We start from the raw sequence: 23,473 nt of genomic DNA, 5'->3' as shown, positions 1-23,473 counted from the left end.
CAAATTAATTAAGCTGGCGTTTAGCGGCACGGCTCATTAAAGCGTTATGAATAAGGAAAATTAAGTGTGACTATTAGTGGTGAATGTTTTTGTGGTGAGATTAAATATGAAATTTCAGGTGCTCTCAAGGATGCTCGTTCATGTCATTGTTCGCGTTGTCGCAAAGCTTTTAGTTCACAGGCGTCAGCTTATGCCATTGTAGAGCGAGATGACTTTAAGTGGATTAAAGGCCAGGAGTTACTTACCTCGTATGTCGGTAAGCATGGTTTTGGTTTACAGTTTTGTAGCAAATGTGGGTCAACTTTGTGTGGCATTCATGATGGTCATGTTCATGGAATCACGTTGGGTTGCTTAAATGACGATCCACGAATAGAAATTGGAAGACACATATTTGTCGATTCCAAAGCTGCGTGGGAAGTTATTCCCGAAGGTGTCCCACAGTATCCAGAAGCAGGACCTGAACATGTATAATAAATGAATCAAGCTGAACCTCAGAGGCATTCTTTAAAGCGTTAGACCATTAGTGATTGTTAAATATATGGATAGAAATGAAATTCTTCTTGAGCACTTGGAGATAAAACCAAAAGAAGTTGATTGGTGCTTTATATCTGATTATTACGATGGCCCAATAGGAGGTTTAGTTTATTATAAAAATAAAATTCTGTTTTGTTGTTGTTTCCCAGAAGATGTTCCCGAACACTATACTTATGTGATACTAAAACTATCAAAAAAAGAAATAGATCAGCTACTCTCTGAGAAAGAGAGGTTTGAGAAAATGGTAGGGACGCAATGGTCATTCGACAAAGAAGGTAATCACCCTCCTAGTAGGGGGGCTACAGCTGAGAGTCTGGAACGTTATTACGCGGAAAAAATAGAACCGCAGAGTTTCTCACCTTGGAATAAGGAAGTAGTGGCTTGGTTTACCCTTGGGTGAGCGTATAATGACATTACATATTAATCATGCTGACCTCTGGCAGATCAGCTCACTAAGGCGTTAGGTAGAAAACATCATGCGGAAATCAGACAAAAAGTTAGAGAAGAGCATAGTTTCAGCTCTCACTGATGCATGTGAGGAAGATCTTAAGACGTATGAGGGCTTTCAATGGCTCACTCACATTGTTAATTTTCATTCGTTTCCGGATAGTTTATCGATAATCTGTGTGTTTGATACTCAAGAAAACTTGATAAAGATAACTGGAAATAACACTGTTAATGAGTTTAAGGCTGCTATTGAAAACAGACTTTTGTCCGGCAATATAAAAGTAAGAGACATAAAAAGGCGTATTGTATTTGATACTGAGGAAGCCTGTGAAAATGAGCACGACGGTAACTGGAATAAAAGGCTTGATGGACTACAAAATGCTCGTCATGCCTAACAAGTTAATCAAGTGGATGCTTAGCTGTGCCATTCTTTAATGGATTAAGTGTTAAGTTATGAATAAGAACTCGATTAGTCAGCTGGCAAAAGATTCAAATAGGATCATTGTAACTCAACAAAAAGCATTAAATATTAAGCGTAAGAAAGGTAATATTGTTATTGCTGATATTCAAGATAACGATGTGGTTAATCGTTTTGCAGAAACTATAGAAATAGATACATCAACTAAAGCTGCTCCCGGTTGGATGATGATGCCGGAAATTTATATCAACTTCATGAATAATAAAACTCTAATATTCAGCTTCGGAATTCTAATTGGCTACTGGATTAGAAGTAACCAATGGGAGGGTGACTATATTGTTCATAACCATAATTGGCTTCATGAATGGCTATTAGAGAATGGGGTATCAAGTTTCCAAAGACGTTCTTAGTATGTGCCAGTGTTTCACTCCTAACAAAAATAATCAGTTCGATGCCTGACAGCCTCCGTCATTTAAACGTTACATTTTCCCATTAAAAACAGCAACAAAAATCTATTTATACTACTCTTTCAATTCAGAAATAGAACGACCGCAGTGAGGACACTTGGTAGAAAGCTTTGATATCATTAGAGTATCATCACTTTTCTTTTTCTATTCTATAAAGTTCGCTACTGCAACAGGATGAGCCGTGATTTTCAAAACTCTATTAAGAATGCAAGCTGCTCCAAGCTGACTCAACTAGATAAGCAGTGTGAGCGACCTACAATCAATATCGCTTTGACGCAGATATAACGTATTTACTTTATCCCGCCGCTCTTTCTCGAAACAATTGCCAGAGCCTTTGACCAACTGGCCCTGCAGTCTCAGATTCTAGACGCGCTATACGAAACTCAACTTCAGACGGTTTGGGTTCTCCTTCTACACGCAGGGGAGCGAGCAGACCTTGATCGAGCTCTTCTTTAATGAGGTGCTCTGGCAAACTTCCCCAGCCCATTCCTTGAACGATCAATTCTTTTTTAGTGAGAAAGTCATTCACTCGCCATTGATCTCCGCCTTCGAGAACGCCGTAGGTGGTTTTTGATGATTTTCGTCCACTGATGACGACTTGCGGATGTCGACGAATCACCTCTTTGGGAACAACTTCGTACTTCGATAGCAAAGGAGATTGTGCCGAAATAACAGACATAAACCGCAAATTCATAAAGTGCATGGACTCCAACGACTCGATGTTTTTGAGCCAGGGAATGATCAACAAAGAGGCTCGGCCTTCTTCTAGGACGTCCAGCGGTCCCATTCCATTTTTAGACACAATCTCCAGTCGCGTGCCTGGGTACTCTGCTTTGCATTGGCGGATGGTTTGTAAGATGGGGGCAACAGGGATGGCGGAGGTAAAAGCGAGGCCTACCTCAAGCTCTTGTCCACTTTTTAGCTGTTTCGCCAGGTTTTCCATTGACAGTGCTTGCCCTAGCACTTGCTTGGCTTTTTCGTAAAGCGCTTTTCCCTGTGGGGTCAATGTATTCCGATATTGTTCCCTGTCGAACAGAGTGACCCCCAGTTCCTGCTCAAGGTTCTTGATGGCCACGCTAATGGTGGGCTGTGTTCGGTGGAGTTGCTGAGCCGCAGCTTTCAGCGAGCCTCCTTCAACGATGGCCTGCAAAGATTTGAGCTGATCCAGGGTCACAATATCACTCCTTAGTGAAAATCTAACTAGTAGATAGATAATTGCAAATTTAAATAGAAAATATCTAATGATATCGTGTTCTCAAGATTGATTGAAACCTATTTTTAGAATCCCACAGGAAACAAGCGACATGAATCATCGGCAGACAGAAGTGTTAATCATTGGCGGAGGCTTTGCAGGCGTGGCGGTAGCCCAGGGACTAGCGAAAGAGGGGGTTGAAGTCACCCTGGTTGATAAGAAAGAGTATTTCGAGGTGACTTTTGCCACCTTGCGTAACGTGACGGCTCCACGGCTGCATGGCAACACGCCTAGAAAGCTTTATAGAGATTTCCTTAAAGGCACTTTCATACAAGCTGGGGTAAGCTCGATGACTCATCATCGCGTTGAACTTGATACTGGAGAAAGCATCGAGTTTCAGCAAGCGATTATCGCAACGGGAAGCCGCTATCCCACATTGCCAGAGGCTAAAACACTCACCAGTTTAACTTATGCCGCGAGAAATCAAGAGATGCAAAATGCTCATCAATCTCTCACATCGGCAGCCTCTGTATTGATTATTGGCGGTGGGAGTGTCGGCGTAGAGTTGGCCGGAGAAATTGCCAGCGCCTTCCCTGATAAAAGCATCACGCTGGCTCATTCCGGTGACCGACTGTTAGAGAGCTCGCCGCCAAAAGCACAGCTAAAAGCATGGGAACAACTCATCGCTAAGGGTATAAAAGTTAAGTTTAATCGACGTTTTAAGAAGCAGGGAGATGCCTATCGCTGCGAAAAAACAGGAGAAACGCTCTCTGTTGATAAGGCTTATGAGTGCGTAGGTATGATGCCCAATACAGAGTTTTTGCAGTCCAACTTATCTGGCGTTCTGGATACGAAAGGTTTGGTAAAAGTTGATGAAATGGCCCGTGTGCAAGGGTATGACAATCTCTATGCGCTAGGGGATTGCTCGACGCTTGATTCTCGTAAGCATGGGTTTCTTGCGAGTGTGCAAGGCGGATTTCTGGCCAAAAATATAGCGAAATCCATCAAAGGGAAAAAAGTTAAAACTTACAAGACTCCGCCTTTAGTCATGGTAACACCCACAGGCACCGACTCAGGTGTTGCGCAATTGCCTTTTGGTGTCACCACTATGAAGTTTGTTATCGGTCTTAAGCAAAAAGACATGGGGATCACCAATATGTATAAGATGTATGGAACCACGCCCGATTTGCGGGCAGAGTAACATCTTTTTATGCCTTCTCGTTGGGCGAGGAGGCATCTTGGACATCGCAGACTTTCTTGTTTATCATTAGCAGTCATAGCTTCACTCATGGAGAGTGATATTTTTATTTAAGGTTGAGCCTGTATTGGAAGAGTGCGGCTCCTTATAGCAAGTGGATGCTATTGTCAGATTTATGACTTTTATTAACGAACTGTTAGAGTTTTGGATAAACACACATTGGTTGATTGCCTTTTTGATGTCCGCGATGACAAACATTCTGGTTTATGTCATAGCTTCATCTTTTCTTTCTTTGGTCATTGGCAAACTGGTAGAAAGAGGTCAAGGGACTCATATTGACCAGCGTCCACTCAAAGAGGAGCAGTTCAGGTGGGAAATTAAGTTTGGCCTTACAACCTGTTTTATTTTCGCTCTAGGCAGCTTAGCCAGCCGTGGGCTTTTTGATGGCTTGTGGCCAACGTCAATCTCTGACTTTGCTTGGCAGTGGGTCAGCTTTGTTGTGTTTTACGAAACCTATTCTTATTTTGTCCATCGCTTACTGCATTTAAAACCTTTTAGTCGATACCATTATGTTCATCATTGGTCGGTACGAGTCACTCCATGGTCGTCTTATAGCGTGCATCCAATCGAAGCCGCATTTATAGGGTTTAGTGCGCCTATTTTTATGACCATGTTTTCTTTGAGCTTGGGGCTGGCGTTACTATTCCATGTTGGTGGCATGGTGTTTACTATCCTTTTGCATTCTAACTTTAAAATCCAATCAAATAATGGGTTGATTCAATGGGTTTTCAAATACTCCCAAGATCATTCTAGCCATCATAGGCTAGGAAAATTTAACTTTGGGTTTGTTAATAGCTTTTGGGATCGAGTTTTGAATACTCGGTATCGAAAAGTTATAGAGTAAATAATGCTTCTTAGGTGAGTTGAAGATGCAATAATAAGTGTGATGAATTTATCGCGAGATATGGCAACGATTCATACAGCGGCAATTTTAATAACAAAAGACGAAGTTTAATCAAAATAATATTAGGTTACTTGTGAGTATGGAAATTAATATTAAGTTAGATAAAGAAGATTGGGTGCAGTATCAAGGGTATCTTGAAAGGGAGCTGCCTAAAACCATTCCGAAGACTTGGTTAGATAATCAACTTGTTCAGTTTGTGGGGTGGCTTGTTATCGCCGTTGTATTTCTGGTGGTTTTCAGACAATACACTGAGTTTCACTGGCCAACGGCAATATCGGTCGCTGTGTTTTTTATTTTGGTAGCTGGAGTATTCATTGTTAATATGCTCAAAATTAAAAAGACATTTGAGCCATCGGACTCCGGTTGTTTTTGCGGTGAGCATCAGTTTAGGTTTGATGATAAAGGGATTCATTCGGAAGGCAATGGGTATCAAAGCTTCCATTCTTGGTCGATTGTAAAGCGAATCGAGCGATCTGATGGGATGATTTTTATCCACCTCGATACGGTGCAAGCTTATATCTTTCCTGAGTCAAAGTTGAGTAACCCCGATAGCTTCTACGAGTTTGTTAACGAACAGTATTCACACAGATAAACAAGAACAAAAAGAATAGGAAACCACCTTGGAGATAAGAAAGCTAAACACACTGAGAGGCATAGCCGCTCTCATCGTCGTGATTACTCATTTTAGTGATGCCACTGATTGGTTGGATGGCAGTCTGGGAGGTCGTGCTGGTCAATACGGAGTGATGCTGTTCTTTTTATTGAGTGGATTTTTAATGTCTTATCTTTATTTTGATAGACATTTTGATAAAGCCAATGTGACTCGTTATGCTCTGGCCAGAGTCGGTCGAGTGATTCCGCTCTACTTGCTCGTTGTATTCTTCTCTTTCGGTACAAGACACGTCGGTCTTGATATCAGTTATGATGTATCTGAAACATCAGATCTGATTTCTCATTTGTTGTTTCTGGATGGCGAGAGCGTTTTATGGACAATTGCTCCCGAAATTCACTTCTATATTCTATTTATAGGATTTTGGTTTTTAGCCAGTTGGCGTCCTGGGATGGTTCATTTGGTAGTCATTGCAGTGCTAATTACGTTATTTCTTGTGAACTTTCCTCGCCCTCATGGTGATGTCGCAGGGTTGCCTTATGATTTCCATCTCTTTAGAAGCCTTCCATACTTTTTGGTGGGTATGTTGTTTGGGATGTATTACAAAACCTACAAAGTTCCAGAATATCTAAAAAGCAGCTGGTTTGTTGGTGTTCTTTTGTTAGTGCCATTCTTGTACCCAGAGTTTTCACCGGTTGCGTCGGATGCCAAAAGACGCATGTGGTTGAGCTATGAAGTATTGTTAGTGATGTCAGCGGTATTTTATTGCATTGTATTTTTGGTGCCCGATGGTAGTCGCCTGCTGTCGAATAGGCTAGGTGATTTTATTGGCAAAATATCTTATTCACTCTATTTGTTGCACATGCCTATTTTATGGCAGGTGAACAAGCTCGAAATGAGTCTGGAGCTTAAGCTTGTTGTATTTGTGCTACTCAGCACATTTGTGGCTTATTTGTCTTTTCGTTTTATCGAAAAGCCATTAGCTAAATGGATTCGGAGTATTATGTCTCGAAACGAGAGGTTGGAAGCTTCTCAAACTGCGCGTTGTTAACCGTTGTTTATTAATGCTCGATAAAGCATTTTAAAAGTTATTGTAGTTTTAAATAGATTAAGGATCTAAAAATGATTAGAGTTTTATTAGTATCAATTCTACTAGCCTTTTCTCAGGTTTCTTTTGCAGAAGACTTAACAGATGAAAAGAAGCGAGTTATTGATGAGTTGCTGGAAATCACAGGCGCTTTAAAAATTGGAGAGATGATGGGCACAGCGGTTGCCGATCAAATCATTGTCGCCATGTCTCAACGAAGCAATCTTGATCCCAAAGCTATTGCTATCGTTCAAGAAGAAGTCAAAGCTTTGATGATTGAGCAGTTTATTGATAACGGCTTTGTTCATAATATGTCTTATGGAATTTATCATAAGTATTTTTCTACCAAGGAGTTAAAAGAGATTGTGGCTTTTTATAAAACTCCGACAGGCAAAAGAATGGCACTGCATCTTCCTCAAATTACTCAAGAGTCAATGATGGCAGGTCAAAAACATGGACAATCTTTGGGGCCAGAAATCGAAAAGCGAATTTTAGAGCGCTTTAAAAAAGAAGGTATCGAGTTGAAGTAGGCCGAACAGTTCTTACTCGAACAGGCCGTTGGATGATGTAATTCAACGGCCTGTTTTATTTTATGCCGAGGATTCTTTTGGTTCTAAATGCCAAACGGAACTGACGCAGTCAACATTGTCTTTGAGTCCGTTCTCTTCTTTAAGACGAAAGACTGAGTGCAACTGATAACTAGATCCGTAATGCACTAGCAAATCAGGCTGCTCAAGAGAAAAGGGCGGACCCTGTAGCAAGTCTTTGTCATATTCATAGGTGATCAACAGTTGGGGTGCTGTCGATGATAAAGCGATTAAATGGCTGGCATATCGACGCCTAATATCCTCGGGCAGCGCGATTAAAGCGGCTCGGTCATAGATAGCGTCAACATGACCCAGGTTTTCGGCATCCAGGTGAAAGATATCTCCAACAAATATGTCCACTCCAGGGCTGCTGAAGCGTATCAGCTCGCCTTCGTAAGTAATCTCTGGAGTAACCTGTAGCTCCGCGAAGAGCTCTTCAATGGCCAATCGGCTCAGTTCAACACCTACCACCTGCAAGCCCTGACTCATGAACCATGCGATGTCTCCGGTTTTACCACAAAGAGGCAAAAATACCCGGTTGCCTTTGCCTAGATTGAGTAAATGAAAATGCTCTTTTAGCAATGGGTTTCCGTCACTCTCGTGAAACGCGATATCACCTGATTGCCATTTATCATGCCAGAACTCTGCCTTCATAGAAGCCTCCTGTAATCGTTGTGCTGAATAGGGATTAGCCTTGAATCCCTTGTCATGTTGGATTAGTCTACAACTTAAAGTTAACTTTAAGTCAAGGGGCTTTGGAGGTTTTTATGGATATTGCGGAAGTCTCCCGTTTGTCGGAGTTGCCGACATCAACACTTAGATATTACGAAGAAAAAGGGCTTATTGAGTCTAATGGGCGTAATGGTTTAAGACGTCAATATCATCAATCGGTGTTACAGCGCTTGGCATTGATTGCGTTGGGTACTCGTGTGGGCTTTTCTTTGGGCGAAATCAAAAGCATGTTTACTGAAGGTGGCGGTGAAATTGATCGCGCCTTGTTGTTATCAAAAGCCGATGAGTTGGACGAGAAGATTAAAGAGCTGACTCGCATGCGCAATGGACTACGTCATGCTGCTGCTTGCCAGGCACCCAGTCATTTTGAATGCCCTAAGTTTTTGCGGATTTTGAAAGTGGCAGGAAAGGGGCGAGTTAAGTCTTCTGTGAAAGTTCGGTGAATTTCTAAGCGCTCTGTAGTTCTGGAAGTTGAGTTACCACTCTGTGAAATATCTCTTATATATGATTGAAAAATTTATTCAAATAAGGGATATTCTTTGTCATTGCGATGCTTGATTTATTAACTTATTGTTACTAAAACTCTGAGACTAATAGCTGACTTTTAACTCTCTATTGCTAAACGATTATTCTAAAGTAAGTGTGTCAAAGGCCGAGCTCTAGTAACAGATATATTCTTTATAAAATAATTAAAGGATTTAAATTGAATAGAAAACAGAACTTCCAGACAATTGCGTGGTTTAATGATATTTATACAAGAAAGCTTTTAGATTTAACACCACCTTATCAAAGGAGAAGCGTATGGAATCAAGAGTTTAAAGATTACTTCGTAGATACTTTGTTACTGAATTATCCTGCTCCAGCAATATTTCTATATGAGGAAATTAATGATGAAGGTTTGGCTACGTATCATGTGGTCGATGGAAAGCAGAGGCTAACAACGATATTTGAGTTCGTTAATAACGAATTTCCAGTGTCAGATAAAGCTCAGATAAGTGATTTTCGTGGAAAGTATTTTAGTGATTTAGAAAGAAATATTAAAAAGAATGTCTGGTCTTATCAGTTTTCGGTTGAATACTTACCAACTGATAATGAGGGCACTATCAATAAAATCTTTGACAGGATAAACAGAAATACTGCAAAGCTATCTAACCAAGAGCTGAGGCATGCGCAGTATGATGGAGCTTTTATAACATCATGTGAGGAGATGACGTCTTGGATGGCTAGAAATCTTCCTGGTGGCTTCCCTAAAATAAGCTCGCAGTCAAAAAAACAAATGAAAGATGTAGAGTTTGTTGCCCACTTGCTTTTATTGCTTGATATAGGCCCCAAAGGTCATTCTACTCAATCACTAGATCAAGCTTTTTCAGAACGAGATTTAGACTGGGAGTCTAAGACGGATGTTGAAGATGTTTTTAAATCTACTATTAAACACATAAAATCTATATATGAGGCAGATTCGGATGGAAGGTTTTTAAAGTCACGCTTCAAGAATCAAGCAGATTTTTACTCTCTCTTTGGAGCAATAGCAGCTCTTGTCAATGAGGATAAGGCAATAGATAAAAATTTATTATTGAGGGTGCTCACAGGATTCGCTGAAGCTATTGATGATGAGTCGAAAAGGACAAGTAATGAGGTATATGAAGAATATTATAAAGCGGCGAGATCTGCGTCGAATGATAGTGGTCCACGTACCACTAGAATTAGAATAATAAAAAATATGATTTCAGAAGGTTGATGGATGATGGCGTATTCATCATTGTTGCTTAGATATTCTGAGAATTTGACCTTTCTCAACCATATACAAAATAGAGTTAAAGGGATAATTAGTCCTTTCTGTGAAGAAAATGGCTTTTTATTCGAAGGAAGAATAAAAAGTCGGAATTCGGTGTCAGAAAAGTTAGAAACAGGGTTGTACTCAAGCTGGGATGATCTGACAGATTTATATGCGTGTACTATCGTTGTGAATCTTCCTGATCAAGAAAGTTTTGTTCGAGAGTTTTTATCTGACTCATTTCAAGTTGACTTTGATAAGTCAAAGTATAAGGGAGAGCAAAATAAGCCTGCCGATGTTTTTCGCTATGACTCTACTCGTGTATATTGTAGAATAAAAAAGCCAGCTCATGTAGATAGTTACGAACCGCTTTATGAAATTTTTTTTGAGATTCAAATAAGAACAATTTTTGAGTATGCATGGTCAAAAACTACTCATGCACTTGCTTATAAATCTCCGGTTGTCGATTGGAAAAGACAGAGGCTAGCAGCACAGCTCAAAGCTGCTACAGAGCAAATCGAAACACTTGTGCTTGCGTTTGATCATGCTAGCGAGCACATTTTGGAAAGTAAAAGTCCCGATGTTGAGGATCAGACAAAAATTCAACTTTTCTTTACCAACCTAATAGAGGAAGGTTTTCTTCCTTCTGAAATGGAACCGTCAGACTGGACCAGATTTTCTAGTAATGTATATAAACTATTCCAGATGAAGAGCAATAAAAAGCCATCGGGAAGATCTTTTTGTAGTATAAAAGAAATAGATGAGTTGTTTGCTACTATCAAAGATCAAGTTGTAAGTATTGGACCAGGTTCGATACCTAGAAGCATTTCTTTATTCCAGTTAGTTGCTTGTATTTTTTTTGAAAGGTTATCTGATAAGTCTGAAAAGAAATTTGGCAGCTATAATATGTTAGTTACTAAAGAAATGAAGGATCTTTTTCCAAATTTATCAATTCCTTGTAGTTCATTTGATATTGAGTAAGAAGCATAAACCAATTTTGGGGAGCTCAATAATGGAACTATAATGTTTCATTTGGTTCTAAGTCGGTGATTAGATAAGTTAATCATTTAGTATTTAGGCTAAGGGAGGTGATAGTAATGAAAACAAGGTATTTTTGTTTTTATAAGTTTATATGTACAGGGGTGGTGACTGCATTGATAACTTCATGTGGCGGCCAGAAGACCTTGGTAAACAGAGATTTCTCAGGTCTGTTTCCTGATAAGGTTCCCACCAACATCTGTTACTTAAGAACCACTCGGTCAGTGTATCTGCTGCTTGGCTCTGAACAGACATTTAATGCAACGGGGACGCTTTTTAGTGGTGAATATCTGATAACGGCAGGGCACAATGTTTATGACTCTTGGAGGAGTAAGCTGGTTGGCGTTGATGTCGTTTGCAAATCTTCCGATGGAAGTGTTGTAACTTCCACCATCACGCCAAAGGATATCGCTCGTACCCGCGAAGTGACTCGTTATGATGATAGCGGCCATGCCTATGCTTATGATTACGCTTTTATAAAGCTGCCAGCAAAAATTGATGTACAAGAGTCTGTGATACTTGGCTCTGGTAAAGAATCTTTGAAAGTTAAGAATATTAAAGTCGCTGGTTATCCCGGTGGCGAACTTCAATATGGTCAAGGGAGTATCAAGAAAAATCGAACGAAAACAAACTTCTCTTACAAAGTGGATACTGCTAAAGGCATGAGTGGTGGGCCTGTTTGGGCAAAATATAATGGAGTTGAGTATTTAGTAGGAGTTCATGTTTCCGAAGGTACAGCTAGAACGGTTGATGAAGATTTGGTTGAAGAGTTCCATGCGTGGAGAAAGCAGTTTAATTGATTCATGTTAAGCTCAATTCTGTGGCGATGAAATCATAAACCCTGCGAACTCTTGGATTGGTTCTTAGTTCTTGATGGCAGACCAACCAAACTGGTAGTTGCATAATGGGAGCCGATTGCTCAAATGCTGGTGCCAGATTGGGATGGTTGTTTCCTAAATCTTCAGGGAAAAAGATAAGGCCCAATCCTTCTTTGCAAAGTTCTAGTTGCAGTGGTTGGAATAGGGTGATTAATGGGATATTTTCTTTCGACAATTGAAATCCCTGAGAGTTAAGCAATTCATAGATCGAACTTGATCGATCAAAACCAATAATTCGTATATCTGAGCTTGGTTCTGATTTAAATTGAGAGACGTATTGAGGTGAACCATATAAGCGAATGGATTCTTCACCCAATTTTTTTGCAATCAGATCTTGTTGAGTGGGTCGAAAGTTACGAATTGCAATGTCAGCTTCTCTTCGTTTTAAGTCACTGGTTTCATTAGTCACAACAACTTCAATTTCGATGCCTGGCTCTTCTTGTCGAAGCTTAGCAATCATTTTGGGCAGCCTAAATACAGCATCCAGTTCACTGACAGAGATGGCAACCGAGCCTTCTAGCTGTTCGGATTGGCCTTTTGCGACCAGAGAAAGCTGATTGGCCGCATCATTCATTGAACGAGCATGACTAAGAAGCCTGCTGCCACTATCGGTTAATATCAGCCGTTGTCCAACTCGTTCAAATAGAGTGAGCCCTAATTCTGATTCAAGAGCGGCAACCTGGCGACTGAGAGTGGGTTGTGTGGTGCCCAGCATGGTTGCTGCCGCTGATAACGTACCTTCTTCGGCGGTGGCCAAAAATGCTCGCAGATGGTTCCAATTAAAGTGACTTGAAGCCAAGTTCATACGTAAATGTATAATTATGATGCCAAAATCAAACTATATACTTTAATTTTGTATAAGTATAGTAACGCTATGTGGGGCAGTTATGAGAGACAGATGTTATGACAACGCTTGTGTTGGGGGCGAGTGGGGCTACGGGGCGGTTATTGGTAGAACAACTGCTTAATCAGGGTGAGACAGTAAGGTGCATTGTGCGGTCTTTAGATAGTTTGCCTGATTCGATTAAAAGTAATGAACGATTGACGATCATCGAAGCCAGTCTGCTAGATATGACGGACACTCAGCTGTTGGAGCAAGTCGAAGGATGCGATGCAGTGGCTTCTTGTCTAGGCCATAATATGACGTGGAAGGGTGTTTATGGGCACCCGAGACGATTAGTTTTTGATGCTGTTCGCCGATTGTGTCTGGCTATCGAGAAGGCTCAACCCAGAAGTAGGGTTAAATTTGTTTTGATGAATACCACAGGAAACCAGAATACGCAGGCAGGAGAGAAAGTCTCACTTGGAGAGTCTGTGGTAATGAGCTTAATTCGTCTTTTATTACCACCTCATATTGATAATGAAAAGGCGGCTGCTTTCTTGCAATCTAACATTGGTTCGACTCACAAGTTTATCGAATGGGTGATAGTCCGCCCTGATAGTTTAATCGATGAATCCAAAGCTTCTGAGTACAGTTTGTTTTCATCACCGATTCGTAGTGCAATTTTTAATGCTGGAAAAACGAGCCGAGTTAATGTTGCTCACTTTATGTCTCGGTTAATCCTCAATGATGAACTTTGGAAGCAATGGAGATTGCAAATGCCTGTTATTTATAATGCAGAGAAGTAATTGAGAATTTATTTTCTAGAGAGTTGAGGTAAATACGAAACAAATGCTAAGTAAAAAGAAATCTAGAGTTATCACAGTGGATGAGTGCCGATATAGATGGGTGATTTCTCCTGCTAGCGGATATGTCGTTTTCGTCGCAGAAAGTGCGAATGACCCTGCCCGAAAAGTTGAGGTTTATATAGGCTCAGGTATCAATCAAATGTGGTTGGAGTTTCCGAGTGTGGATGGATTAAATTTAAAAGTTATTACTCCAAAAGATGCGGCTGCTATTATTCGCCAGGCATTGAAACTAGGATGGATTCCTGACGAAAGAGGAGCTCCTTTTGTGTTTGACTATCATGAAGATGGAAGTATTTCCAGGAGACAGGTTTAGCTACTTAGGGAAGATTTACTATTATTTCATATAAACTAGTAAAGAGACAAATAATGAAGCCATTTCGATGGAACTTAAAGAAAAGAGAACAGCTAGGCAACTTACTAAAATATGATGCAGAGGTACCTTTTTCTGGTTATGTTGAAGAATTAAGTGATTGTGCCGCGAAAGTTGTGGCTCGCTCTTCTGGTAGACGGCTAATCTTTGTCGGTCGTTCACCTGAAAATATCTTTGACTATCTGTCAGGTGTTTTCGATGGGACGAACTATGAAAATAAAGTTGAGTTGCTGAATATTTCTAATCGATTTGGAGAGATAAACGATATTAAAGGGGAGTTACCACATGCCTATGATGCACTAAAAGAGCACTTCATTGAGCTTGAGCTTTCGCCAAACCAAATTATTTCTCAGTCGAATGGTTTATGCTTCTCTGATTTGGTGGCTGGTGGTAACACTTTTCAACGACTGTTTGAGTTCCTTCAGTTGTGGACTTATGAAGAAAAGCAAGACTTCCCAGCTTTGGTTAGAAAACTCAGCTTTGTTGGGATTACTTATATGAAGAAAAACAGTCCTAACACATGGCGCTGGCAGCAGCATGCTGATTGGGTAAAAGAACATAGCCAACTTAAGGTCAAGAATGTTTCAATCCCATGGTGGCTTTGGGACTATCTTGGTAATAGACAATCAAAGGTTGCTTACACTAATCAACCAGAGAGCTGGGCAAGCAAAGACATTTTGATGCCTCCCAGAGATATAAGTAATATCGAAGCGCTTAGGTTAGCTTATCTTATTTATACATTAGGACTCGAGCAGAAGAAAGGTTTCTCAGAGAAGCTTTCATTAACACAGGAAGTTAAAGAATCGTGGCTTCGGAGTCTGGTTAGGGACTTAAGAAAGTCAATAAAAAAGCTCTGAGCTGCTATTTTACTAAAGTAATTCTGTGATTAGTAAGAGCTAAATACTACTGTGTGAATCATCGCTTATTTAGGATTGAAAAATAGTTTTCTATGAGGGATATTATTTCCCGGTATCTTTCTTGTTGAAGAGAGCGTCTTGTTTACTTGAAAGGTAGTGAAGGTGTAGGTAATTAATTGAAAGCACATAAGGAACCTAAGATGAATGAGTTTATAATTAATAAAAATTCACAAAGTAACGGTGACCGTGAAGTTCATAATAAGACTCAGGGGTGTAGATATATGCCTAATATTGAAAATCAAGTTAGTTTAGGGCTTCATTCATCATGTCATGGAGCTGTTAATTTTGCCAAGCAAAACTTGTCTGGAATGAGAGTTAATGGCTGTTATTACTGCTGTAATTTATGCCACACGAGTTAATATACTGAGAAGAGCTACGGTTGAAGGCACTATCCTCTCGTGAATAAAAATTAGATGGATAAAATCGCTTTATATAGAAAGTATGTCAAACTTACGTCTTTTAAACGAATATGAAGAAATTACATTCGATAGGTTGGAAGTGGGAATAGGGCATAGCGCTCATGTATTCCCTAAAGTTCGATTAGCAGATATTTTTCCTATCAGGAATAGTGGAATTAGTAACGAGGAGTATAGTTATTGCTTAAAATCGCATTTTGACTTTCTGATTACTGATAAAAATTATTTGCCTTTGTTTAGTGTTGAATATGATGGCAGTTTTCATCGTCTTGATAAACACCAGATTGAAAATGACAAGATAAAAAATGCTATGTGCGAGAGGTTCTCACATCCAATTCTGAGGATTAACTCTCTTTATATAACTAAAGAATACAAAGGAATTGATCTTCTTACTTACTTTATAGATGTATGGTTTTTTGAAAAGGCTTTTGATGATGCTCAGCGAAGTGGAGTTGTTTCATTTGATGAAGTCTTTGACCCTTGTTTTATTGCATCAGATGGTAAAGATAGGAAATGGCCGTATTGGTTATCTTCTGAAATACAGGTAAAGATACGAAGCTTGCATAGACTTGGTAAAATTGAGCAAGCTGCTCCTTCACACTGGGTAGGCATAGATGACGAGGGAAACTATCGTTGTATTTGTTGGGTTGAGGTTGGAAATGATAAAGTTGTGTTTGTGAAAACAGGTATGAGGAAGCAATATTTCCAAGCTGTACTGGTCAGCGATTTGCTAAGTATGCTAGCAATGTTTGATTTAGATAAAAAGCTGGAAAAGTATTTTCTAGATGAATCAATCGGTGTCACTACAAGCGATTTTCGAAGTATACTAAACGGGTTTTGTTCAGAGCTAGAGCCCCGACAGCTGGCTAAGTCTGGAAGCATTGCCTGTCCTATTTAACTACATAAAGTTGGCGGATAGTATTGCAAAGTCTACTTAACTGAGTTATCCACACTCTAACCTCACTCCAGTTGATGGCCTCTGTCCATTCGATCTAAAATCTCTTCCTTAATTGATGACTATCTAGCTCGATTTTTGAGCAGTTACCGTTTATTTGACTGCTAGGCCGAGAAAAATACTCCATAAACAGCTGATTTTTGCTAGCCAGAGTGTAATAGCTTGGCAATAGAACCACTTATTTCAGCTTATGGGGTACAGCTTAACCGCAAATTGTTGTAGGATTGGCGGCTTGCGGTATTTTCCCCAATTTCAAGGGCTTATACCCCCAGAGAGAAAGGTGCTCTATTATCACTCAGTCAATGTGGCTGATAGCGCCTACAAAGCAGGCTCCACGAGGTTTTCACCCCGATAGTCGTACTTTTGGCAATGCCTGCTATTGTTATTGATATCGCACTGGCTCGTGCAACAAAAGGGTCACAAAGCAATAAAAGCGATACAACAAAGAATTTAATGCCCAGAGCCCCTACAAAAGGGCGACTCTGATGCTTGTTTATTGTACAAAGAGAGCATTTAACCGCTCCACTATGTTCAACAACCTTTTATATGTGTCAGGCAGCATATCCAATTAGGCTCTCCTGACACTATGGCTTACTAGCTAGGAGTATATTAGCTATGCAACAACCGAAAATTGCAATCATCATGGGATCGCAAAGTGACTGGCCTACTTTAAAGCATGCGGCCGATGTTCTTGATTCATTGAAGGTTCCTTACACTGCTCAGGTAGTGTCGGCTCATAGAACGCCTGATCGATTGTACGAATTTGCTAAGAATGCCGAATCCAACGGTTACAGCGCCATTATCGCTGGTGCCGGTGGTGCTGCACACTTACCTGGTATGGCCGCTGCCATGACCGTATTGCCCGTCATTGCTGTACCTGTAAAAAGCAAAACCCTTAACGGTATCGACAGCTTGCTATCCATCGTGCAAATGCCAAAAGGTGTTGCCGTTGCGACTCAAGCCATTGGCGATGCGGGTGCTTATAACGCTGGATTAATGGCAGCTCAAATCGTTGGTGTATCGAATCAAGAAGTACGCGAGCGCTTGCACGAGTTCCGCAACAAGCAAACAGAAAGTGTTGTACCAGAGGTAAAAACATGCGAGTAGCGGTTTTAGGCTCTGGGCAATTAGCAAGAATGTTGGCTCTGGAGGGAATTCCTCTGGGGATCGAATTCAGCTTTCTGGCTGAAGAAAAAGGCGTTACTGACACACGTTGTGTGGATGGTCTGGGTCATATTGCTTACTGGGAAGAAAACATGACCGGTGAGCAACTTTTTGAAGCCCTTAAAAAACCCGATGTAGTGACTTTCGAAAAAGAACAAATCGAAATTGCACCCTACAAAGATCTAGAAAACTACACTCAGATCGCACCCTCATTCTCGGCGCTTGCTTATTGCCAGAATCGCAACGCAGAAAAAACCTTATTGAACAAACTCAACATCCCTAACGCCAGCTTCTTTTTTGCTGACAACTGGGATGACTTTAAAGTCGGTTTCGACAAGCTACAGCTGCCTGTAGTTGTTAAATCTGTTACTGATGGATACGACGGCAAAGCTCAATGGCGTGTTAAAAAACCAGAAGACATTGATGATGTTCCAAAATCAGCCGTCGCTGGCGGTGTGATTGTTGAAGAATTTATTTCTTTCATCAAAGAAGTGTCTGTGGTTGGTGTAAGAGACCGTCAGGGTAATAAAAAATTCTATCCTCTGGCAGAAAACACCCACGATAACGGCATCCTTGTTCGCAGTAGTGTTCCTGCTGAGGCGGTTGACGAAGCCCTCGTTCAAAAAGCCGCGAGTTATATGGAACGCTTGTTGGACGAAATGGAATACGTTGGCGTACTCGCCATGGAATGTTTTGTTACTGAGCAAGATATTCTGGTTAATGAGTTAGCGCCACGGGTACACAACAGTGGCCATTGGACACAAAACGGTGCTGTGACTAGCCAGTTCGAAAATCACCTACGGGCGATTACAGGATTGCCTTTAGGCTCAACCGAAGTTCATGGTTTTGCGGGTATGATTAACCTGCTAGGGCCAACAGAGCCAGCTCATATTTCACTAACCGATCGTTCGACTTTGCACTGGTACAATAAAGTTGTAAAACCTGGGCGTAAGCAAGGACACGTAAACTTTGTTGCCAAGTCTCGTGATGATTTAAATCGTGCTATGGACGATCTTCAGGCACAAATCGAGGCTGCAAAAAAAGGCTAAATTAAGTCTTTGAATGACAATAGGCCGATGCTTAAATAAAGCATCGGCCTATTTTTTTGAATAAAGAAAAGTAAAAGCTAAGCACTTGCTCTAACTATCAAGCCTGCATCATCGGTACTGTCCGCCAGGCCTGATATTACCATTCCCGCATAGCCAGGCTCAGTTTCTTTAGGCTGGCGAACTTCAGAATCCTGCAACAAATGTTGTACCTCTAACACTGTGTATTGTCGTTGATACAGCCACTCTCGATTATCTACTGCCTGCAAATCAGAAGAGGGCGGAGTGTCGGAAGTAAAGGCATAAAAATACAAAGTAAAATTGTAATCTTCTACGGGCTGGATGGATAAAGGAGTCATACCCCAAGACAAACAAGCTTCGTTAACAGGGGCAATATCCGCCGTGCGTAAGGTGAGCAAATTAAAATGTGCACCGCCGCCTAATAATTCGGGATCAATGACATCGTCCTGTCGATTGCCCAGAAACCAATGCTCAATTAACTCAATGGTAAAACCTTCGGGATCACAAAAGTGCGCGAGATAACCAATCTCTTTAAACTGACGAGGTTGGCCAACGTCAATGCCTTTGGCGACCAATTGTTTGTAAGCCAGCTCAATATTGGGAACGGCCAGAGCAATCTTCCAGTACACATCATTGCGCTGAGGCTCATAAACACCATCGGTTTGAATAAAACGAAACTTCGCCTGTTCACCACCATAGCCAACTGAGCCATCATCAAATTCTGTCATACCCAGGTGGTCACAATAAAAACGAACCTGAGCTTGTGGGTCTTTACAACGTAACAACAGAGTCTCGATTTTAGGCATCAAATTTTTCCTTTTATCTGGCAGTTAAAATAGGACATCGGAAGTCCATTAAATATTCGTGTTATAAACGAAAAAGGCAACCTTTTCTGTTGCCTTTTCTTGTGTTTACTTTATTGCGCAATTTCGAAGTGATCTTCACGTAACAAAGCGCGTCCATCGGGCTGAATCACCCAAAGCTCATTGGTGATCACACCGTGGGCGTTGTTCATCTTCCAGTCTGAAGCAATACGTGCTGATTTGTCATCAAGCAGTGTGGTGACCGTGTTTTTATAGACCACATCGTCAAAGCCTTTACTAATAATGTCGGTCCAAAATGCTTGGATCGCTTTGCGACCTTTGTAAGTGCCAAAAGGTTTTACCACCATCACAGCATCTTCTTCATACAATGCAGCGGCTGCGGCAGCATCACCTGCGTTGAAGGCGTCTTTCCAGGCTTTACTGGCTGTTGCTACTGCAACTTGAAGATTCTTGTCGGTCGCTGCTCGAGTAGCGGGATCTGTCGCTTTGGATTCTGCCTGAGCCAGGTTAGAACCCAATAATGCGAATGTGAATAAAGCGGCGGCCAGTGAGAGATGTTGTTGAATACGCATGAGTAAACTCCTTATCTTAAGATTAAGCGGTTAGATTAAAATGTTGTACGTTAGGATCTCGCGCCAGCAGGCTTTGCAGTTTGGCAAAGTCGCCTCTGTCGATGCGCCAGTTCAGGTAAGCTTCGAAATCGGCTTTTGAACGCCATTTTTCGATGAGTAACACCGATGATGCATTGTCTTCGGATACGCCAAAATTTGCGCCTTCGCAGCCTTCATAGGAGAGGGTGCCTGGTAAAATCTCGCTCAAAAAGGCCGATAATGCTTCACCGTTTGCTTCTTTTGCTATTAATTCAAATTGAGTTATAAGAGCCATTGTCTTTCACTCTGTTGATTGGGGATGTAGACACTTTAGAGGATATCTATTGTTTTAAAAACCATGTAATATTGAAATGACTGTTAATTATATGAGAACAATGTGTCATGCTTTCTACTTTACCCCTCAGCTTTGTGACGGTCGTAGAAACGGGCTCCATCACCCAGGCCGCAGATGTCTTGAGTATTGCTAAATCAGCGGTCAGTCAGAATCTGAAGCGGTTGGAAGAGGAGCTAGGGGTTAAGCTCGCTACCCGCACTACACGGAGATTTAGTCTGACCCCAGCCGGAGAGCGCTACTATCGGCGCTGCAAAGAGATATTGGCTTTGTCTCAACGGGCTGCCACCGAAATGGAAGATTTTGGTGCTACACCAGCAGGGAGCATCACCCTGACGGCACCTCACGCAATGATTGCACCCGTGATAGCGCCCGCATTATCGAATGTCATCAACCAGTACCCAAGATTGAAACCCACCATCATCGCGGATGATAAGCGCCTGGATCTGATTGCGTCAGGCATTGATGTAGCCATTACAGTAGGGAAGTTAGCAGACAGTAGCTTGAGGGCCAGAAAAGTCGGAGTGCTAAACGATGTTCTTTGTGCTTCGCCGGAGCTTTTGCAAAATATTAAACTAGGCCACTCTGCCCGAACTATCTCGCAATTAGAGGCACTTCCTTATATTGCTCATTCAAGAGAAGAGGGAATTTGTACCCATCGCCTCAGCAACAAAAAACAATCACTGACGGTTAAGTTTGAGCCTAGCCTGTTTGCCAATACGGTGGCGGCTACTTTGGCACTGACTCGAGCGGGCCTTGGGATCGCTTTGCTGCCAAGTCTGGCAGTGGCCGATGATCTCAGGAGTGGAGCACTGATTGAGTTGTTTCCCAACTTCTCTCTACCGCAAAAAGACATATATGCGGTGCACGCTTACGACACCATGCCGCCTAAATCGGTGACGGAGGTGATTAATGCTGTGCGAAAGGAATTGATGACGGAATATCCCTAATACCGATAACACCGTCAAAAAGTGATTCATTAGCGTCTTAAAGCACATTTTTAGCTCCAAGAGGTATTTAAACAGCAAAGAAAAACTTATAGGGTAGCGTGCATACTTATCTTAGAAAGTCGTTTACTTATATCGCAGATGGAGACGTAGTCTATGGGAAGTTCTATTCGTCCTGGCTTAACCGATGTACCCGAAACCATGCTGGTTACTTTACGTAATCGAGCTGAAGAAGCGCAACGCAGTGATGGTATTCTTGACGATAAAAAAGCCATCGAAATTTATCAATCGATTGATTATGACTTCGATGCCAATTTTGGTAAGCCGGATGTGGTTCACGCGCTGCGAGCCATCACCTTTGATAAAGAGCTTGAAGCATTTTTGCAGCGTTTTCCTGACGGTGTTGTCATTAACCTGGGCGAAGGGTTAGAGACTCAAAGATATCGAATTAATCATCCTGATGTCAGATGGTTAACGGTTGATTTGCCCGAATCTATTAAAGTGCGCGAAAAGTTTATTTCTCCTGATGAGCAGTATCACCATATTGCCTTGTCGGCTCTAGACAGAAGCTGGTTTCAACAAGTGCCTCAAGACAAGCCCGTATTTATTACGGCACAAGGATTGTTAATGTACTTTACCGAAGATGAGGCTCGAAATCTGATTAGTGATATTTTTGATTACTTTCCTCGTTGCTGTCTTTTGTTCGATACGATCCCTAAATGGATGTCCAATTTGACAACATCAAAAAAAGGATGGGCACCCACCAAAAACTACACAGCACCAAAAATGCCCTGGGGAATTGATAAAAGTAACATCATGCCCACCTTCAGGCAGTGGGTTAAGAAAGATGTGAGCATTGCTGATATTGGTTATCCAAGTTACCCTCGATTTGAATTTCAGTGGACCTACGCATTATTTTCGATATCCTTTTTTAAACGATTTGCTCCATCAATTGTTAAACTGAGTTATCTGGATCGGTGATAAACACTGGCAGCTGATTATTTTTTATAAGCAAACTTCGTCTTTTTCTACTGACTTTCGTCTTAGTGGTTATACCCTGAATATAGATGATAGAAAGAGAGGTTTTGAGTGGTTAACTTTGATGAACTGGATACAAGCTCGCAGAATAATTTTATTCGTCATGAGCCAGGAATGCTCACATCAATTTACGGTACTTCAGATATCACCCCTTTTTGGGTGGCTGATATGGATTTTAAGGTGGCAGAGCCGATACAACAGGAGTTGCGGCGTTTGGCTGAGCGAGGTCAGTTCGCTTACGAGTTCGATGATCAGAAGGTTTATGAAGCTCTGGTTGGCTGGTATCAAAGACGCCATAACATTGATCTGAAGCCAGAACAGTTTGCGCAAGTTCCGGGCGTGCTGACGGGGATTGCTCTGTTAATTCGAGAGCTGAGCGAACCTGGAGAGGGCATTCTGATCCAAACTCCGGTCTACCACCAATTTAAGCATCTAATCACCAAAGCCAATAGAAACCTGATCGAAAGCCCCTTAAGAATTGATAATGGCCACTACCGAATGGATTTTGACGATCTCGCAGCAAAGTTTCGGTCTGGCAATGTTAGAGCCATGTTACTTTGCAATCCTCATAATCCTGTCGGGAGAGTGTGGACAAAAGACGAGTTAGAAGCCTTAGTGCAATTGGCCAACCAATATAATGTGATCCTTATCAGTGATGAAATTCATTCTGACATTATTTATAGCAAACATGCGTTCACCAGTATTGCCAGTTATAGTCAACAAGGTCATGTGGCACTGTTAGGATCGCCAGCGAAAACCTTCGGCATGCAAAGCATATCCAATGGATACATTTACACTTTAAACTTGGAGCGTTTGGAGCAAGTCAAAGCTGTGGTGGATGCCATGTATCTGGGACATGGTAATGCGTTTTCTACTTATGCTGCAATTGCCGCTTATACCAAAGGGGATGAGTGGCTTGATGAGTTGTTAACTTATCTTAAAAATACGCTTGGATGGATTCAAACTTTTGTCGAGACAAAGCTGCCTCTGGTCTCTTTATATCCTGTAGAAGGGACTTATCAGGTGTGGATGAATTTCGAAAATCTGGGACTTACAACTGACGAAGTTAAAGAGAAGTTGATTGCAGCAAAAATGGGACTAACACCCGGTGCTTGGTTTGGTGCAGACAGTGACTATTTTTATCGTATGAATATTGCATCGCCTTTGTCGGTTATTCAGGCAAGGTTTAGAGAGTTAGAACGTCAGCTAGATTAACTG

28 protein-coding genes are annotated in these 23,473 nt (G+C 41.4%); 22 read left to right on the top strand and 6 right to left on the bottom strand.

All coding sequences use genetic code 11. The features are described 5' to 3' along the window. The first annotated feature begins 66 nt into the window (after positions 1-66). The 4 genes from NH399_RS00240 (at position 67) to NH399_RS00225 (ending at position 1,809) form a co-directional block, all read left to right on the top strand. Positions 67-471, top strand: a complete 405-nt coding sequence (locus NH399_RS00240) for a GFA family protein (RefSeq protein WP_253036406.1) — start codon at positions 67-69, stop codon at positions 469-471. Positions 472-538: 67 nt separating this feature from the next. Beyond that, on the top strand, positions 539-934 hold the full coding sequence (locus NH399_RS00235) for a hypothetical protein (RefSeq protein WP_253036405.1): 396 nt from the start codon (positions 539-541) through the stop codon (positions 932-934). A gap of 76 nt (positions 935-1,010) precedes the next feature. Next, on the top strand, positions 1,011-1,376 hold the full coding sequence (locus NH399_RS00230; protein WP_253036404.1) for a Fis family transcriptional regulator: 366 nt from the start codon (positions 1,011-1,013) through the stop codon (positions 1,374-1,376). Positions 1,377-1,434: 58 nt separating this feature from the next. Continuing rightward, entirely contained in the window at positions 1,435-1,809 is a 375-nt protein-coding gene (locus NH399_RS00225; RefSeq protein ID WP_253036403.1) for a hypothetical protein, read from the top strand. A 352-nt stretch (positions 1,810-2,161) separates the two neighbouring features. Here the strand turns inward: NH399_RS00225 and NH399_RS00220 are convergent, their stop codons facing one another. Beyond that, on the bottom strand, positions 2,162-3,040 hold the full coding sequence (locus tag NH399_RS00220) for a LysR substrate-binding domain-containing protein (RefSeq protein WP_253036402.1): 879 nt from the start codon (positions 3,038-3,040) through the stop codon (positions 2,162-2,164). Positions 3,041-3,170: 130 nt separating this feature from the next. On the opposite strand from NH399_RS00220, the gene NH399_RS00215 reads away from it, so the two are divergent. The 5 genes from NH399_RS00215 (at position 3,171) to NH399_RS00195 (ending at position 7,447) form a co-directional block, all read left to right on the top strand. After that, complete coding sequence (locus NH399_RS00215) at positions 3,171-4,259, top strand: NAD(P)/FAD-dependent oxidoreductase (RefSeq protein WP_253036401.1); 1,089 nt, start codon at positions 3,171-3,173, stop codon at positions 4,257-4,259. A gap of 172 nt (positions 4,260-4,431) precedes the next feature. After that, positions 4,432-5,160, top strand: a complete 729-nt coding sequence (locus NH399_RS00210; protein WP_253036400.1) for a sterol desaturase family protein — start codon at positions 4,432-4,434, stop codon at positions 5,158-5,160. Between the two features lie 139 nt (positions 5,161-5,299). Next, positions 5,300-5,812: a YcxB family protein gene (locus NH399_RS00205; protein ID WP_253036399.1), complete on the top strand. Its 513-nt coding sequence runs from the start codon at positions 5,300-5,302 to the stop codon at positions 5,810-5,812. 28 nt (positions 5,813-5,840) lie between these two features. Further along, entirely contained in the window at positions 5,841-6,881 is a 1,041-nt protein-coding gene (locus NH399_RS00200) for an acyltransferase (RefSeq protein WP_253036398.1), read from the top strand. A 71-nt stretch (positions 6,882-6,952) separates the two neighbouring features. Beyond that, a complete protein-coding gene (locus NH399_RS00195; RefSeq protein ID WP_253036397.1) occupies positions 6,953-7,447 on the top strand; it encodes a DUF2059 domain-containing protein in 495 nt (164 codons plus the stop codon). 60 nt (positions 7,448-7,507) lie between these two features. Here NH399_RS00195 and tmpT read toward each other — a convergent pair whose 3' ends face one another. Continuing rightward, positions 7,508-8,158 (bottom strand): thiopurine S-methyltransferase, encoded by a 651-nt coding sequence (tmpT, locus tag NH399_RS00190; protein WP_253036396.1) that lies wholly within the window; start codon positions 8,156-8,158, stop codon positions 7,508-7,510. A 113-nt stretch (positions 8,159-8,271) separates the two neighbouring features. Between tmpT and NH399_RS00185 the strand changes: the two genes are divergently transcribed. From NH399_RS00185 to NH399_RS00170, 4 genes are all read left to right on the top strand, one after another. Further along, on the top strand, positions 8,272-8,679 hold the full coding sequence (locus tag NH399_RS00185) for a helix-turn-helix domain-containing protein (protein WP_253036395.1): 408 nt from the start codon (positions 8,272-8,274) through the stop codon (positions 8,677-8,679). 260 nt (positions 8,680-8,939) lie between these two features. Then, positions 8,940-9,974 carry a DUF262 domain-containing protein gene (locus NH399_RS00180; RefSeq protein WP_253036394.1) on the top strand — a complete coding sequence of 345 codons (1,035 nt, stop codon included), beginning with the start codon at positions 8,940-8,942 and terminating at the stop codon, positions 9,972-9,974. Positions 9,975-9,977: 3 nt separating this feature from the next. Then, positions 9,978-10,991, top strand: a complete 1,014-nt coding sequence (locus tag NH399_RS00175; RefSeq protein WP_253036393.1) for a RelA/SpoT domain-containing protein — start codon at positions 9,978-9,980, stop codon at positions 10,989-10,991. A gap of 116 nt (positions 10,992-11,107) precedes the next feature. Then, positions 11,108-11,848, top strand: a complete 741-nt coding sequence (locus tag NH399_RS00170; protein WP_253036392.1) for a serine protease — start codon at positions 11,108-11,110, stop codon at positions 11,846-11,848. Position 11,849: 1 nt separating this feature from the next. On the opposite strand, the gene NH399_RS00165 is transcribed toward NH399_RS00170, so the two are convergent. After that, positions 11,850-12,731 (bottom strand): LysR family transcriptional regulator, encoded by an 882-nt coding sequence (locus NH399_RS00165; protein WP_253036391.1) that lies wholly within the window; start codon positions 12,729-12,731, stop codon positions 11,850-11,852. Between the two features lie 98 nt (positions 12,732-12,829). On the opposite strand from NH399_RS00165, the gene NH399_RS00160 reads away from it, so the two are divergent. The 6 genes from NH399_RS00160 to NH399_RS00135 all read left to right on the top strand — a co-directional run bounded on the left by NH399_RS00160 (position 12,830) and on the right by NH399_RS00135 (position 18,486). After that, a complete protein-coding gene (locus tag NH399_RS00160) occupies positions 12,830-13,555 on the top strand; it encodes an NAD(P)-dependent oxidoreductase (protein WP_253036390.1) in 726 nt (241 codons plus the stop codon). 76 nt (positions 13,556-13,631) lie between these two features. Continuing rightward, positions 13,632-13,928 carry a hypothetical protein gene (locus NH399_RS00155; protein ID WP_253036389.1) on the top strand — a complete coding sequence of 99 codons (297 nt, stop codon included), beginning with the start codon at positions 13,632-13,634 and terminating at the stop codon, positions 13,926-13,928. A gap of 53 nt (positions 13,929-13,981) precedes the next feature. Beyond that, positions 13,982-14,842 carry a hypothetical protein gene (locus NH399_RS00150; protein ID WP_253036388.1) on the top strand — a complete coding sequence of 287 codons (861 nt, stop codon included), beginning with the start codon at positions 13,982-13,984 and terminating at the stop codon, positions 14,840-14,842. Positions 14,843-15,343: 501 nt separating this feature from the next. Further along, complete coding sequence (locus NH399_RS00145) at positions 15,344-16,216, top strand: DUF2726 domain-containing protein (RefSeq protein ID WP_253036387.1); 873 nt, start codon at positions 15,344-15,346, stop codon at positions 16,214-16,216. A gap of 672 nt (positions 16,217-16,888) precedes the next feature. Continuing rightward, the gene (gene purE / locus NH399_RS00140; protein ID WP_253036386.1) at positions 16,889-17,380 is read left to right on the top strand and encodes a 5-(carboxyamino)imidazole ribonucleotide mutase; all 492 of its coding nucleotides are present in this window, start codon (positions 16,889-16,891) and stop codon (positions 17,378-17,380) included. After that, a complete protein-coding gene (locus NH399_RS00135; RefSeq protein ID WP_253036385.1) occupies positions 17,371-18,486 on the top strand; it encodes a 5-(carboxyamino)imidazole ribonucleotide synthase in 1,116 nt (371 codons plus the stop codon). Before purE ends, NH399_RS00135 begins: the two co-directional genes overlap by 10 nt. A 77-nt stretch (positions 18,487-18,563) precedes the next feature. Here the strand turns inward: NH399_RS00135 and NH399_RS00130 are convergent, their stop codons facing one another. The 3 genes from NH399_RS00130 to NH399_RS00120 form a co-directional block, all read right to left on the bottom strand. Then, positions 18,564-19,310: a VOC family protein gene (locus NH399_RS00130; protein WP_253036384.1), complete on the bottom strand. Its 747-nt coding sequence runs from the start codon at positions 19,308-19,310 to the stop codon at positions 18,564-18,566. 110 nt (positions 19,311-19,420) lie between these two features. After that, positions 19,421-19,900, bottom strand: coding sequence for an SgcJ/EcaC family oxidoreductase (locus NH399_RS00125; RefSeq protein WP_253036383.1), 480 nt, complete (start codon positions 19,898-19,900; stop codon positions 19,421-19,423). Between the two features lie 22 nt (positions 19,901-19,922). After that, a complete protein-coding gene (locus NH399_RS00120; RefSeq protein ID WP_253036382.1) occupies positions 19,923-20,213 on the bottom strand; it encodes a putative quinol monooxygenase in 291 nt (96 codons plus the stop codon). A 107-nt stretch (positions 20,214-20,320) separates the two neighbouring features. On the opposite strand from NH399_RS00120, the gene NH399_RS00115 reads away from it, so the two are divergent. From NH399_RS00115 to NH399_RS00105, 3 genes are all read left to right on the top strand, one after another. After that, positions 20,321-21,220: a LysR family transcriptional regulator gene (locus NH399_RS00115; protein ID WP_253036381.1), complete on the top strand. Its 900-nt coding sequence runs from the start codon at positions 20,321-20,323 to the stop codon at positions 21,218-21,220. A gap of 153 nt (positions 21,221-21,373) precedes the next feature. Next, positions 21,374-22,198 (top strand): class I SAM-dependent methyltransferase, encoded by an 825-nt coding sequence (locus tag NH399_RS00110; RefSeq protein ID WP_253036380.1) that lies wholly within the window; start codon positions 21,374-21,376, stop codon positions 22,196-22,198. A gap of 108 nt (positions 22,199-22,306) precedes the next feature. After that, positions 22,307-23,470, top strand: a complete 1,164-nt coding sequence (locus NH399_RS00105; RefSeq protein ID WP_253036379.1) for a PatB family C-S lyase — start codon at positions 22,307-22,309, stop codon at positions 23,468-23,470. Positions 23,471-23,473: the final 3 nt, after the last annotated feature.

Origin of the sequence: Pleionea sp. CnH1-48 (genome assembly GCF_024124665.1) — a bacterium.
In the GTDB taxonomy this organism is placed as follows: Bacteria; Pseudomonadota; Gammaproteobacteria; order Enterobacterales; family Kangiellaceae; genus JAMXSB01.
This window is presented reverse-complemented; position numbering and strand designations above follow the sequence as displayed.